The sequence below is a fragment of the Xenorhabdus littoralis genome, assembly GCF_033949345.1.
Classification (GTDB): domain Bacteria; phylum Pseudomonadota; class Gammaproteobacteria; order Enterobacterales; family Enterobacteriaceae; genus Xenorhabdus; species Xenorhabdus littoralis.
On record NZ_VCDP01000035.1, the window covers coordinates 80884 to 94715 of the forward strand.

Annotated in this window: 14 protein-coding genes and 1 riboswitch; of the genes, 6 read left to right on the forward strand and 8 right to left on the reverse strand. The window is 39.1% G+C overall.

The genetic code is table 11. The features are described 5' to 3' along the window. Positions 1 to 71: 71 nt before the first annotated feature. The 3 genes from FE394_RS10655 to FE394_RS10665 form a co-directional block, all read right to left on the reverse strand. The gene (locus FE394_RS10655) at positions 72 to 443 is read right to left on the reverse strand and encodes a hypothetical protein (RefSeq protein ID WP_319926368.1); all 372 of its coding nucleotides are present in this window, start codon (positions 441 to 443) and stop codon (positions 72 to 74) included. Between the two features lie 112 nt (positions 444 to 555). Beyond that, positions 556 to 1038 carry a PliI family lysozyme inhibitor of I-type lysozyme gene (locus tag FE394_RS10660; protein WP_419836330.1) on the reverse strand — a complete coding sequence of 161 codons (483 nt, stop codon included), beginning with the start codon at positions 1036 to 1038 and terminating at the stop codon, positions 556 to 558. 256 nt (positions 1039 to 1294) lie between these two features. Then, positions 1295 to 1486 (reverse strand): hypothetical protein, encoded by a 192-nt coding sequence (locus FE394_RS10665; RefSeq protein ID WP_319926370.1) that lies wholly within the window; start codon positions 1484 to 1486, stop codon positions 1295 to 1297. A 777-nt stretch (positions 1487 to 2263) separates the two neighbouring features. Here FE394_RS10665 and FE394_RS10670 point away from each other — a divergent pair. After that, on the forward strand, positions 2264 to 3718 hold the full coding sequence (locus FE394_RS10670) for an alanine/glycine:cation symporter family protein (RefSeq protein ID WP_319926371.1): 1455 nt from the start codon (positions 2264 to 2266) through the stop codon (positions 3716 to 3718). 222 nt (positions 3719 to 3940) lie between these two features. Further along, positions 3941 to 4774, forward strand: coding sequence for an N-acetylmuramoyl-L-alanine amidase (locus tag FE394_RS10675; RefSeq protein WP_319926393.1), 834 nt, complete (start codon positions 3941 to 3943; stop codon positions 4772 to 4774). Between the two features lie 99 nt (positions 4775 to 4873). Here the strand turns inward: FE394_RS10675 and FE394_RS10680 are convergent, their stop codons facing one another. Then, positions 4874 to 5260, reverse strand: coding sequence for a helix-turn-helix domain-containing protein (locus FE394_RS10680; RefSeq protein ID WP_319926394.1), 387 nt, complete (start codon positions 5258 to 5260; stop codon positions 4874 to 4876). Positions 5261 to 5441: 181 nt separating this feature from the next. On the opposite strand from FE394_RS10680, the gene mgrB reads away from it, so the two are divergent. The 4 genes from mgrB to thiD all read left to right on the forward strand — a co-directional run bounded on the left by mgrB (position 5442) and on the right by thiD (position 9326). Then, positions 5442 to 5588: a PhoP/PhoQ regulatory lipoprotein MgrB gene (gene mgrB, locus FE394_RS20120; protein WP_319939277.1), complete on the forward strand. Its 147-nt coding sequence runs from the start codon at positions 5442 to 5444 to the stop codon at positions 5586 to 5588. A gap of 283 nt (positions 5589 to 5871) precedes the next feature. Next, complete coding sequence (locus FE394_RS10690; RefSeq protein WP_319926372.1) at positions 5872 to 7245, forward strand: amino acid permease; 1374 nt, start codon at positions 5872 to 5874, stop codon at positions 7243 to 7245. 812 nt (positions 7246 to 8057) lie between these two features. Next, a complete protein-coding gene (cspE, locus tag FE394_RS10695) occupies positions 8058 to 8267 on the forward strand; it encodes a transcription antiterminator/RNA stability regulator CspE (protein WP_319926396.1) in 210 nt (69 codons plus the stop codon). A 124-nt stretch (positions 8268 to 8391) separates the two neighbouring features. Beyond that, positions 8392 to 8484: riboswitch (TPP riboswitch) on the forward strand. 44 nt (positions 8485 to 8528) lie between these two features. Further along, on the forward strand, positions 8529 to 9326 hold the full coding sequence (gene thiD / locus FE394_RS10700; RefSeq protein WP_319926373.1) for a bifunctional hydroxymethylpyrimidine kinase/phosphomethylpyrimidine kinase: 798 nt from the start codon (positions 8529 to 8531) through the stop codon (positions 9324 to 9326). A gap of 90 nt (positions 9327 to 9416) precedes the next feature. Here thiD and fbaB read toward each other — a convergent pair whose 3' ends face one another. From fbaB to baeR, 4 genes are all read right to left on the reverse strand, one after another. Beyond that, positions 9417 to 10466 carry a class I fructose-bisphosphate aldolase gene (fbaB, locus tag FE394_RS10705; protein WP_319926374.1) on the reverse strand — a complete coding sequence of 350 codons (1050 nt, stop codon included), beginning with the start codon at positions 10464 to 10466 and terminating at the stop codon, positions 9417 to 9419. A 611-nt stretch (positions 10467 to 11077) separates the two neighbouring features. Beyond that, positions 11078 to 12454 (reverse strand): prephenate-dependent tRNA uridine(34) hydroxylase TrhP, encoded by a 1377-nt coding sequence (gene trhP, locus FE394_RS10710; protein WP_319926375.1) that lies wholly within the window; start codon positions 12452 to 12454, stop codon positions 11078 to 11080. Between the two features lie 168 nt (positions 12455 to 12622). Beyond that, entirely contained in the window at positions 12623 to 12976 is a 354-nt protein-coding gene (locus FE394_RS10715) for a YegP family protein (protein ID WP_319926376.1), read from the reverse strand. A 148-nt stretch (positions 12977 to 13124) separates the two neighbouring features. Continuing rightward, positions 13125 to 13832, reverse strand: a complete 708-nt coding sequence (gene baeR / locus FE394_RS10720) for an envelope stress response regulator BaeR (RefSeq protein WP_319926377.1) — start codon at positions 13830 to 13832, stop codon at positions 13125 to 13127.

Consider the following 13832-nt stretch of genomic DNA (forward strand, 5'->3'; position numbering starts at 1 on the left):
GTTTGAAAGGCGACGGGTATACAACTTAACGAAATAGAGCGACGAGACATGAGCCGTCGCTCTACAAGAGTTTATTTGATACCTTGAGATAAAGCCTGCTTTGTTTGTTCTTTGCATGCTTTAACTGATTTAACCAGCGATTGATCAAAATCGTGATGACTTTGGAATGCCTGTTTATTTTTTCTGACTTCAGTAACCGTCTGTTTGATAGATGCAAGAAATTCATCCTTGTTGCTATGGATTTCTTTTAGATCAAATCCCTTACCTCTCAATTCTCCGAATGCTTTTTGGGCTATCGAATCAGGTGATTCATTGGTTTTGAATGCTTCTACGGAGGCTTTCCCAAATAATTCACAATAAGTTTCCGCTGTTTTATCTACATTTGCATGTGCGGCATAAGAGAAGAGTGAAGCAAGGAAAAGTGGCAGTAAAATACGTTTCATAATTTCCTCTCGATAGGCTATACCATGATAGTAATGACAACATTAACAATAGTACATAATTCGTTATTTGTGACGGTTCCCTATAGGGGAAACGGGTGTATTGAGACGATATTTATTGGTGCTTTTGTTCTACACATTCTCCTCTTTTACATAGTGTCCGGAGTGATTTAATCGGATCATTTTTACCGTTGATATTGATGCGAGTGAGGAGTTTGACGTTTTTATCTGTAATCTTAAGAGCATCTACTTCAAGATAATTTCCAGAACCTACCGAAAGTTTGGAAATAATTAACTCCTTAGAACCATCACCATTAATATCAGCAAATGTCACCCTTGGTTTATTGCTATCGTCAAATACCGAGCCGTCACGGGAAAAAACGGCTCCGGTTTCAAATTCAGTAAGGTCTTTATCTTTGAAAACAGCTATCGAATAACTGCCAATTGACTCACTTTCCAGATCGCCAACCGACAGAACAGCAAATCTTTTATCAGGTAAGTTAATCAATGTTCCATCTTTTGCAATGGCTGGTGTTGATAACGATAGGGCAATTAAGGAAAGAATAGCAATGGTTCTCATGATGTTACTTATACACATAAGCAGTACTCCATCGTCTGTTGTTTTGTTTAACATACTCATGGGATGAGATTTATATCGTAGCACGAAATTCGGAGGTCCATATTTCTAATGGAAGGCATGGTTAAGAATCGGTTTGGTATCAGAAATATAGTATTTATTTCATACAAAAAAATATTATTTTATCTTATTGTTTTTAATGGGATTAAAATGGGTCACACGGACGAACGGGAGTGGTCACTCCCGCTACTTTATTAATTTCGACATACATTAGGCTCTATGTGCTGTTTTTTTCTATTTTTCCAACAATCTTATTGTATTCTTTCCAAACAACGGATACTGGTGAACTTAAACAACAAATAGAGATTGAACCACCTGTTGCAGGGTGATATTCGTACTTCGATTTTCCTCTATAAACTCGCTTGGGCAGCATGTTGTCTGCGGGATTTTTTCTTTTTCGCTCTAACATCAATTATAACCTCACTTGCAGATTATCTGATGGCCAGATAGTGAAATATTAACATCTTACTAACCTATTATTGTTGTTACCTACCGTAAAAATAACAATTGAAAATTTTAATATGGGATGGTGGCTTTTTCCAACTATCACAGTATTAAAATTTAATAATCTCCTTTGAAGAAAGATGTTGCTATATATTTTCGTAAATATTGGAAATTTCAATATTAAATTTTGTAACTATTTCATTAATTTTAATAAAGATAGTTATTTCTATAATGGGAATATAACGGATGTTAACAATCTAAATTTGTTATATACATTTTACATGATATAGGTAGTAACCTGCCATTAACACATGCTTTTTATAAGGTCATTGTATTGATATTACTTTATGTTAGTTGTGAATTAGTTTCTAATTGGTTTTTAATTTTGAGTAAAATTGTTAATTAATTTATGCCTTGTACTTATATTTTGTTGAATAATTAATCTGTATTTTTTGTTGAAAAAACGCACTTGATAGGCTTGCAATGAGGGAGTAAACGTTTGCGAGGAAAAGTAAAAATGTTCACGAATGCTAAAGTAAATGTAAAAAATTCATTAAAAGTTACCCATTGAAATCGATATTGTGTTACATTCTTTTCGTTTTTACTGGCTGGTATCTCTGTGTTTTTTGGATACGAAATTGTGTTACTTGTTAAATTAGAAAGGAAATTAAGCACAATAAAATTTCACTGGATACTTCATTATGGTCAGCTAATGTTTGCTAATTAGTAAGGGGAAAATATCTTGACGGACCTGATTAATTCTATTAACAACTTCCTTTGGGACTACATACTAATATACTTGCTCCTTGGTATTGGCTTTTACTTTACACTGCGTTCTCGTTTTATACAGCTTTGTCATTTTGGTCACATGTTTTCAGTTTTGAAAAACAGCAAGAAATCAGATGAATCTGGTATTTCATCTTTTCAGGCTTTATGTACCAGTCTTGCTGCTCGTGTAGGGACCGGTAACTTAGCAGGGGTCGCCATTGCAATTACTGCGGGTGGACCAGGAGCTATTTTCTGGATGTGGGTAGTTGCGTTTATTGGTATGGCAACTTCCTTTGTGGAAAGCACACTTGCCCAGTTGTACAAGACGAAAGACGATAAAGGAAATTATCGCGGTGGCCCAGCCTACTATATGGAAAAAGGGTTGAAGCAGCGATGGATGGGAGTACTGTTTTCCGTCTTTCTCATTATCGCGTTTGGTCTTGTATTTAATGCTGTTCAGGCAAACTCAATTGCGAATGCAGCTGCCTTTGCCTTTGATATCAAACCAATTTATGTCGGCATTGTATTAGTTATTATTAGTGGCGTTATTATCTTCGGTGGATTACGTTCTATTGCCCGTGTCGCCGAATTAGTTGTTCCGTTTATGGCTGGTGCTTATTTAATATTGGCGTTTTGGGTTGTTGGTCACAATATTGAACGTATTCCAGATGTATTCGCACTAATTATCAAGAGCGCTTTTGGTCTTCAGGAAGCGGTAGCCGGAGTAGTAGGCTATGGTATTTCTCAGGCAATGCTACAGGGTGTTCAGCGTGGCTTGTTTTCGAATGAAGCGGGAATGGGTTCTGCACCAAACGCTGCTGCGTCTGCCTCTCCATATCCACCACATCCGGCTTCTCAGGGTTATGTACAGATGTTAGGGGTGTTTATGGATACGATTGTTATCTGTAGCGCCACAGCTGTCATTATCCTCTCTTCTGGTATTCTCAACGAAAACGTTACTGCCATCAGCGGAATTGAACTGACTCAGCGAGCATTGTCGTCGGCTGTTGGGCATTGGGGAGAGACATTCATTGCTATTGCTATCTTCTTCTTTGCCTTTACATCTATCATTGCCAATTACGCTTATGCTGAAAGTAATATGATATTTCTGGAGCGCAACCAGACAGCGGGTTTATTTATTCTGCGTCTGGCTGCACTGGGAATGGTTATGTTCGGTTCGCTGGCAGATGTTCCTCTGGTTTGGAATATGGCTAATGTATCGATGGCATGTATGGCTATTGTTAACTTGATTGCCATACTTCTGTTGTCAGGCGTAGCAATGAAGCTGGCGAAAGACTATAACCAACAGAGAAAATCAGGGCGGCTACCAACATTCAATATCAAGGATTATCCAGAAATTCAACAGCAAGTTGAAAAGGGTATCTGGGATAATAATGTTTCGCCTAACAGCGAGAAGAGTAATAGCTGATACTAATAGTTGTATATCCATATCTAGGATATATCAGTAATAAAAGATTACTCATATGAGATAATCTCATCAACCGGGCATTCGAAAACTTTTCGGGTGTCCGGTTTTTATTTGTTCTAAAGAACCTGCCTGAAAGTAAAAAACATCACATCTACTTTAGTTTCATCTATTATATAGTTATTACAACATTATCCTTTTCTTTCAAATAGCTGACCGATCATGATCAGAAGACTGATAGTATGCGTATTTATCACATTGTTGGTGGGATGTTCTCATTCTCCTGAGCGTGAAAACAGAAACAATTATATTGTTGACTACTCCTATCCTTATTCGACTAAACAGAATATTGATTCGGTTAAATTCCTTGTTTTGCATTATACCGTGTTGAATGATAAACGATCTTTACGGGCTTTAACGGGGGGGCAGGTCAGTGCTCATTATCTCATTCCCTCACAGCCAAAATATAAGAATAAAGAACCGATTGTTTTTCAATTGGTTTTAGAAAAGGAAAGAGCCTGGCATGCAGGAAAGAGTGAATGGAATGGATACCGAAATTTAAACAGTCACTCTATTGGTATTGAAATTGTTAATTGCGGATTTAAACAATATTTAATCAAAAAAGAGTGGTGTTTATATCATCCATCACAAATTGATGCCGTAATTCGATTGGCAAGGGATATTATTTATAGACATCAAATTAAGGCTGTAAATGTTGTTGGTCATAGTGATATAGCACCGCTTAGAAAAGAAGATCCCGGTCCTGTTTTTCCGTGGGAAATACTTTATGAGCAAGGGATTGGTGCTTGGCCTGATCAGATGACCGTTAATAAGTATTTAGCGGGCAGAATTCCTAATATGCCCGCATCAGTGATTTCAATACAGAAAGCATTGGCTCTTTACGGTTATGGTATTCCACAAACAGGTTTATTGGATGACGCAACTCGTAAAAATATTCAAGCATTTCAGATGCATTTCCGGCCATCAGATATCAGCGGAACTCCCGATGCGGAAACAGAAGCGATTGCTTTGGCGTTGATCGAAAAATACCAGCAATGATTTATGATTAATTAAGTGTTCGAATATTGCACTGATTTTAGAAAAATGTTGAGTGAGAAGATGGCGGCCTCGGTAAATGGCCGCTGATAACTCTGAGCTTCATGATCCGCAGTTATAAGTCAGATGCAAGGGAAGTTTAACTTCGAGTTCAATGTCTATACTTTGGCGGAAATCATAAGGTGTAATGCCGTATTCTTTACGGAACATATATGTGAAATGAGATTGAGAGCCGAAGCCGAAATCAAGGGCGATATCAAAAATAGGCAAAGAACTGTTTCTCAGCAGGTATACAGCACCAGCCAAGCGGCGTTGGCGAATGTACTTTCCAAGCGATATTCCAGTGATTTCCTTGAATATTTTCTGCATGTGCCAAAGCGAGTAGCCAGAGTAAGCAGCAAGTTCTTCAAGATGAATGACACGGCCAAGATGGTTTTCTATCCATTTACTCAGTGCGTATACAAGTGCTAAGTGGTTATCTTGTGGCATTGCAGTCTTAAGTTGATTAAAGGTTGAGGAAGTATACACAACTTCTTTTCGAGATGACAAAATCTAAGCTTATAGGCTTCGACAATGAATAAACAAAAAATAATGTAATAACTGTATAAAAACCTACTATAATATTTGATTGTAATGTGAACTACAATTAAATTATTCCGAGGTGGTCTAGTTGAGCATTAAAAGAACAGCCTTAACATTATGTCTGATATTAGCATGTCTATTTTTGTATTTGTTGGCACTGGATCTACACTGCGATCAAGGTAATGAAGGATTTGAATTAGGTGTATGTTCTATTACCCAATACTTGCCTTTTTGATATTCGCCTCGACCATCATCCTGCCTGTATGTGTGTTAACATACATTTGCGGTATTCATTCTTTGAAAATGATGTTTTAATATTCACTTGACTCGAATTCACAGACTAAATATCGCGTTAAATCAGAACCCACCTAGTTGTTACAATAAATGGCGCATTTTGTGCTCGACAAGTTTTGTGGAAATTGGGAGAGTAGGAAGATTTCTTACTCTACTCAGGTTCAAAACAACAAATAAAATAGCTTTTAATGAGACAAGTTCTAAGTATCGTAAAAGAGGACAAGATGGCAGGACAACAGGAAGAACAACCTACGCTTAAGCGTGGTTTAAAGAACAGGCATATTCAGCTTATTGCCCTCGGTGGTGCAGTAGGTACGGGATTATTTTTAGGGATTGCACAAACCATAAAAATGGCCGGACCCTCAGTGCTTCTCGGGTATGCGATTGGTGGATTTATTGCATTCTTGATTATGCGTCAATTGGGTGAAATGGTTGTTGAAGAACCTGTTGCAGGTTCATTTAGCCATTTTGCTTATAAATATTGGGGAGATTTTGCTGGTTTTCTATCAGGCTGGAATTACTGGGCAATGTTCATTCTGGTCGGAATGGCAGAGTTAACGGCTGTTGGTATCTATATCCAGTATTGGTGGCCGGATGTGCCAACATGGGTTTCTGCGGCAATATTCTTTGTACTGATTAACCTTGTTAATTTGGTTAATGTCCGGTTATATGGTGAAACTGAATTTTGGTTCTCTATCATTAAAGTCACTGCCATTATCGGCATGATTCTTTTTGGCAGCTATTTGCTGATTAGTGGAAATGGTGGCCCACAAGCCAGCGTGACTAACTTATGGCAACAGGGTGGTTTTATGCCAAATGGGATCACTGGCCTGATTATGGCAATGGCGGTGATCATGTTCTCATTTGGTGGACTGGAAACGGTAGGGATTACTGCGGCAGAAGCGGAAAATCCTGAAAAAAATATACCCAAAGCAACTAACCAAGTAGTTTATCGAATTCTGCTGTTTTACATCGGCTCATTGGCTATTCTGCTTTCACTTTATCCGTGGGGAAATGTAGTAGAAGGCGGTAGCCCATTTGTTCTGATCTTCCACGATTTGAATAGCTCTTGGGTGGCGAATATCCTGAATGTGGTTGTATTGACGGCTGCCTTATCTGTTTATAACAGCGGCGTGTATTGTAATAGCCGGATGTTATATGGTTTGGCTAAACAAGGTAACGCTCCTCAAATTCTGTCTAAAGTAAATAAGCGTAGTGTACCTGTTTTGTCTATTGGGCTGTCTGCATTGGCAACATCGGCTGGTGTATTGATTAACTATGTCATGCCGGGTAAAGCATTCGAGTTGCTGATGGCTTTAGTGGTGACAACGTTAGTCATTAACTGGATTATGATTTGCTTAGCCCATCTGAAATTCCGTGCAGTTAAAAATAAAGAAGGCGTGAAGACTAAATTCCAGGCTTTGTGGTATCCATTTGGAAACTATCTGTGTTTGGTATTCTTAGCATTCATTCTCATCATTATTTTGATGATGCCATCAATTCGTATTTCAGTCATCCTGATGCCATTCTGGGTTGGCGTATTATGGGTGGGTTATATGTTTGCTAAAGCAAATAAGGCAAAGAAACAGATTAGCTAGTTGAAGTGTCAGCTCATCATTCCGAACCTTTTTCAGCCGGGGATCATACCCGGCTGATTGTTATAGTCTGTATTATCTTCATTAATCCGTTGAATCTTCTGCGGGAATGTCTGACATAGATCAGCATTTTTCAAGCATTTGCCATCAAACATCTATTATCAAACATCTAAGATATTTCATTATACTATTCTATTTTTTATTCACCGTAGGTGAAACGATTATTCAGTATGATTACGGGTAAATAAAAAATCATCTGGCCGGCCTCACGTTAATCTCATAACTATTCCCATTAACTATTCCTATAATATAGGTGTCATTATTATTAAAATATTATATTTGAACAATATTTAATAAATGATAAACAAAAAGTAAGCTTTTTATATTCAAAATGCTTATATTGTATGGTTTACAAGTCTTGAATAGAGTGAGTTGGAATATTATAGTTATGTAAAATGGATTTTGGATAACTATAACTCTCTATGTAATCCTTTAATAGGCGTAAGAAACAGAATTATATATTAAATCCATAGAAGATGTTTCTTCGGGTTAAAATTTTCTTTTTACATTAATTCATATTGTTATATACCGTAAATTGTATTGGATAATTTTAAATTGCAATGGATGTTAAGGAATTCAAATATGTGCGTTGGCTCCAGCGCCTGAAAAAAATGGCTTGCGCTTATATAAAGAGTATGTGATAAAACACATGGGTAAACGAAGTATTGTTCTGTTAATAAATAACAGAAATGAATACGGGTTTGTTTATTTTTATGCCAATCGGCGAATTAAGTGATTCAAAGGAAATTTTTGAAATGGCAAAAATCACTGGTACTGTGAAGTGGTTCAACGAGTCTAAAGGTTTTGGTTTTATTACTCCGGCTGATGGCAGCAAAGATGTATTTGTACATTTTTCTGCAATTATGAAAGATGGGTTTAAAACATTGTCTGAAGGCCAGCAAGTTGAGTTTGAAATTCAGGATGGTCCTAAAGGTCCGGCTGCTGCAAACGTTATGTCTGTATAGTAATAAATTTACTTTGGTTGGTGTTTGATTGCTGACTAAATATATTTATCGTTAGTTTTATTTTATTATCTGACGATAAACTATTGAAAATATCACTCTATTGGGATACTAATAGAGTGATTTTTATTTTGACTCGGGGCGTTCTTGATTGAACTGAGAAGTACCCGTATTACCTGATCTGGATAATGCCAGCGTAGGGAAGTCGTGGTATCTCTTTTTTCGATATCTGCTTTTCTTTGGCTGGTGGTAGGAATCACCTTCATGAGAATTAATTCATTAACTATCGCAGGCACAGATCCTAGCGGTGGTGCTGGTATTCAGGCCGATTTAAAAACCTTCTCTGCGCTTGGCGCTTACGGTACATCGGTCATAACCGCGTTGGTTGCCCAAAATACAATGGGTGTACAGTCAGTTTATAACATTGACCCCTCTTTTGTGTCTGCTCAGTTAGAGTCAGTGCTTTCAGATGTCAGAATAGATAGCGCCAAAATTGGTATGTTATCCAATGCTGCCAACATCGCTGTAGTTGCAGAATCATTGCATCGTTATCCTATCCCTCACATTGTATTGGATACTGTTATGGTAGCGAAGAGTGGTGATCCGTTGTTATTACCGGAAGCTATTACGGCAATGGTAGAACAGCTACTGCCAATTGTTTCTCTGGTTACGCCAAATTTGCCGGAAGCGGCGGCGATACTGCAATGTGATCCGGCTAAGACAGAAGATGAGATGCTACAGCAAGGGCGTGAATTACTCTCAATCGGATGTCAGTCAGTTTTATTAAAAGGCGGGCATTTGAGCGATGGAGAAAGCCCTGACTGGTTTTTTACCCCTGAAGGTGAGTGGCGTTTTACTGCTCCCAGAGTGAATACACATCATACCCACGGAACGGGCTGTACTTTATCTGCCGCACTTGCTGCATTGCGTCCTCGTTATTCCGATTGGCAAAGTACGGTTCCTGTAGCAAAAAAATACCTGCAAAATGCACTGACTCAGGCGGATACTCTAGAAGTGGGGCAGGGAATTGGGCCTGTACACCATTTTCATCAATGGTGGTGAATTAAGGAGTAAGGAGCGTTTGTTACCAGATAATGGGGATAGCCATATCCCCATTATGAAGTGTGAAGCATGAAAAGTTAAAAAATCCGGTTATGCGATGGTGATTTTTTTGTCCAGATACACATCCTGAACGGAGTTGATTAACTCAATACCTTCTTTCATTGACTTCTTGAACGCTTTACGACCAAGAATCAATCCCATTCCTCCGGCACGTTTATTAATGACAGCGGTGCGGACTGAATCACTCAAATCGTTGTCGCCAGAAGCGCCGCCAGAATTAATTAATCCAGCGCGCCCCATATAACAGTTAGCAAGTTGATAGCGAACTAAATCAATGGGGTGTTCAGTGGTCAAATGACTATAGACACGTTTGTCCGTATGGCCAAATCCGATGGCATTATAGCCTCCGTTGGTTTCAGCCATTTTTTGCTTAACGATATCGGCACCGATAGTTGCTGCAAGATGATTTGCCTGACCTGTTAAATCTGCGCTGGTGTGGTAATCAATCCCCTCTTTCTTGAAAGCTGAATTGCGCAGATAAGCCCATAACACAGTAACCATGCCTAACTCGTGAGCTCGTTCGAAAGCTGCTGAAATTTCTTCTATTTGACGGCGTGATTCGGGTGAACCGTAATAAATAGTTGCACCAACCGCAACGGCGCCCATTTCAAATGCTTGTTCGACGCTGGCATATAAAGTTTGGTCATATTGAGCCGGATAGGTCAAAGTTTCATTGTGATTGAGCTTCACCAAGAATGGGATCTTATGGGCATAACGACGAGAAACAGACGCCAGAACGCCGTAAGTTGAAGCAACACAGTTACAGCCCGCTTCAATAGCCAATTCAACAATATTTTTAGGATCAAAATAGAGGGGATTAGCGGCAAAAGAAGCGCTGGCGGAATGTTCAACACCTTGGTCTACCGGCAAAATTGAAAGATAACCTGTACCTGCCAGACGACCATGATTCAGCAAGGTTTGCATGGATCGCAGGACAGTATTGGGACGATTATTTTCGATCATCACTCTGTCGACAAAATCTGTACCGGGAAGGTAGATATTTTCACTTGGGATGGTACGGCATTGATGTTGCAATAAACTTTCTGCGTCTTTTCCTAACAAATTAGCGATATCAGTCATGATTAACTCCAGTTTGCAAAAGGCGCTACTGATTGTTGTTGATATTTATGTTAATCACAAGGCGAGTAGAGAGGGAAGCTGTAGTGGATCGCTTCAGTTAGGCTACAGTCACACACAAAGTATTAAAAATGCACTCCGTTTGTAGGAGGGTAAAGTGAAATAATTTTTATCTGATAGGATGAATAATACACATTGAATTATTTTGTATTTGAATATGTCGAATAGTATTTTCTGAAAATTTCCTTCATTAAACTGAATGAATATCAATGGTATTTATCATGAGATGGTTTTCATGTTTCATAATAAATGGCGTTATTAATATGTAGGTAATATATATTCAAGCTAAAATTGAAAGGCATTAAATTTATTTATGATTTAAGATTGACGGGTTATTTATAACCAATTGAATTTATTGTTTTTTACATCTATTTCAGATAAAAGAAAAGGCCAGCCCAAGGGAGATTGAGCTAGCCAAGGAGGTGGTTCCTAGTCTTACAGTAAAACTTTTTTAGTTCTTCATTTTTCAGAGCCGATAATACGAGAAATAAAATAGTATTGATGTGATCTGTTTCTAAAAAAACAGAATAATTTCTTTAAAATCTTATTTTGAATTATTTTTCTGATAATTTCTGTGGATGAGGTGTTCTGGTATTACCTTTCTTCAGATTCCGGACAAGTAAGGCATGGTTCAGATCAATTTCTTCAGGAATAGGAAGATAAACGATATGCCCATCTCCCGGTGCAACATCTACCGATTGACCTTTTTTATTTGTTATGGATTCTAACGTGAAGTTGATATTACCTGATGGAGTCATGAGTTCCAGATGATCCCCAACAAGAAATTTATTTTTCACGGCGACTTCAGCTAACCCATTGACTCTATTACCCGTCAATTCCCCCACAAATTGCTGAGTATCTGACACAGAATAACCGTATTCATAAGTTTGGTAGGCATCGTGAGTATGGCGGCGCAGGAAGCCTTCTGTATAACCACGATGCGCCAGACCTTCCAACGTTGTCATTAAGGTCGGATCGAAAGGTTTTCCGGCAACGGCATCATCAATGGCACGACGGTACACCTGAGCAGTACGGGCACAATAATAGAACGATTTTGTCCGGCCTTCAATTTTCAGGGAATGAACGCCCATTTCCGTGAGTTTTTCTACATGTTCAATCGCGCGTAGATCCTTAGAGTTCATGATGTAAGTACCATGTTCATCTTCAAACGCTGACATATACTCACCGGGACGTTTGGCTTCTTCAATCATGAATACTTTGTCAGTTGGGATGCCTTGGCCCAATGTCGGTTCAAGATTTTTGACAGGAATAGGATCGTGCGTATGAACAATATTCCCGACAGCATCTTCCTTCCCTTCCTGTACCTTGTATTCCCAGCGGCAGGCATTAGTGCATGTTCCCTGATTGGGATCGCGCTTGTTGATATATCCTGATAACAGGCAGCGACCGGAATAGGCCATGCAAAGTGCGCCATGAACAAAAACCTCCAGTTCCATCTCTGGCACTTGCTGGCGGATCTCGGCAATTTCTTCCAGTGAGAGTTCACGGGAGAGAATGACACGAGTCAGGCCCATTTGCTTCCAGAATTTGACCGTGGCCCAGTTAACTGCATTAGCCTGAACGGAAAGGTGAATATCTATTTCAGGAAATGCTTCACGAACCATCATAATCAGACCTGGATCGGACATAATCAGCGCATCAGGCCCCATTTCCACGACGGGTTTCAAATCACGGATAAATGTTTTCAGTTTGGCATTATGTGGTGCGATATTGACGACAACATAAAAACGCTTACCTAACCCGTGCGCTTCTTTGATGCCCTGAGCCAGTGTCTCATGGTTAAATTCATTATTACGGACACGCAGGCTATAGCGGGGTTGCCCGGCATAGATAGCATCTGCACCATAGGCGAATGCATAACGCATGTTTTTCAGGGAGCCGGCAGGAGAAAGTAATTCAGGAATAAACATATTATTAGCGTTCTCGGTCTGAGTTCAAGTCAGCCCTTATCCTCTCAGCTTTATCATTACTAAGGGTAAGGTTAAAGGGAAAGGAATTTTAGCGCTTATTTCATCATTAGCACAAATATATTATTGCCGCCGGAAGAAAGCGCGCCGTTAATACGGCGCGAGTCATAACTATTTAGCTATGCTTGGCTTGGTTAAATCATGAATACTTTCTGTCGGCCCGATTTTCATGACAGATTGTATGCACTTCTTCACACTGGTTTCATTAGCATAAGATTCACTGACACCAATGATTTGGTGATTCCGGGCTTTCAGAACAAAATAAGATTTGCCTGATTTATTTTTCCTTACTTCATGGCGTGTTTTATCGGAAGAGTTAACCCGCACTGAATTAATGCCTTTATTGGCAGCGGCTTTGGTAGTATACATTTCGCTGTTCAGAATAATGTCACCATTTGCTGCTACCAGATTGAAATAAAATTGCCCGTTCTTTGCTTTCTTAAGATCATAATGCCCAGTAGCCATAAGAAATTCTCCTGATTGGGTAATTATCAGCTTAAGTCTAGCTTGAATTTTGTACAATGTAGCGGGAAGGTAAAAAATTTATGCTTGAATAACTATTATGCTTGAATAACTATTATGCTTGAATAACTATCAGGAAATGTGAATGCAGTTACATCAAACGACAAATTTCTGCTTCCCAACGATAACCCAGTCCATAAATCGAGCGTATAAAAGATTTATCTTCATCCAATTGTTCTAATTTTCTGCGCAAATTCTTAATATGACTATCGATGGTGCGGTCATTCACAATACGATGATCGTCATAAAGATTATTCAATAGCTGATCGCGGGAAAAGACCCGTCCCGGCTGACTGGACATAATCTTGAGTAAACGGAATTCAACGGGGGTCAGTTCAAGCACCCGATCAAGATAACGAGCCTGAAAATGATTTTCATCAATGGTCAGTGCTCCCTGCTCGCTAACAATATCTTGTGGACGATAGCAACGACGCAAAATGGTCTTCACTCTGGCGACCATCTCCCGTGGGCTATAAGGTTTGCAGATATAATCGTCAGCACCGATTTCTAAACCAAGAAGCCGGTCAATCTCCTCTGTTTTCGCGGTCATCATCACGATGGGAATATCAGAAAACTTGCGGATTTCCCGACAGACCGATAATCCATCCAGCCCCGGTAACATAAGGTCAAGCAAAATAATATGGGGTTGTTGCTTTTGAACATGTGCAATGACTTCATCCCCGCGTTTCAGCCATTGAGTTTGGTAATCTGCGGATTGCAGATAATCTATCAGTAGTCGTCCCAGCTTAGGTTCATCTTCAACGATCAGAACAGTATATTGCGTAGCATGTGTGCTCAT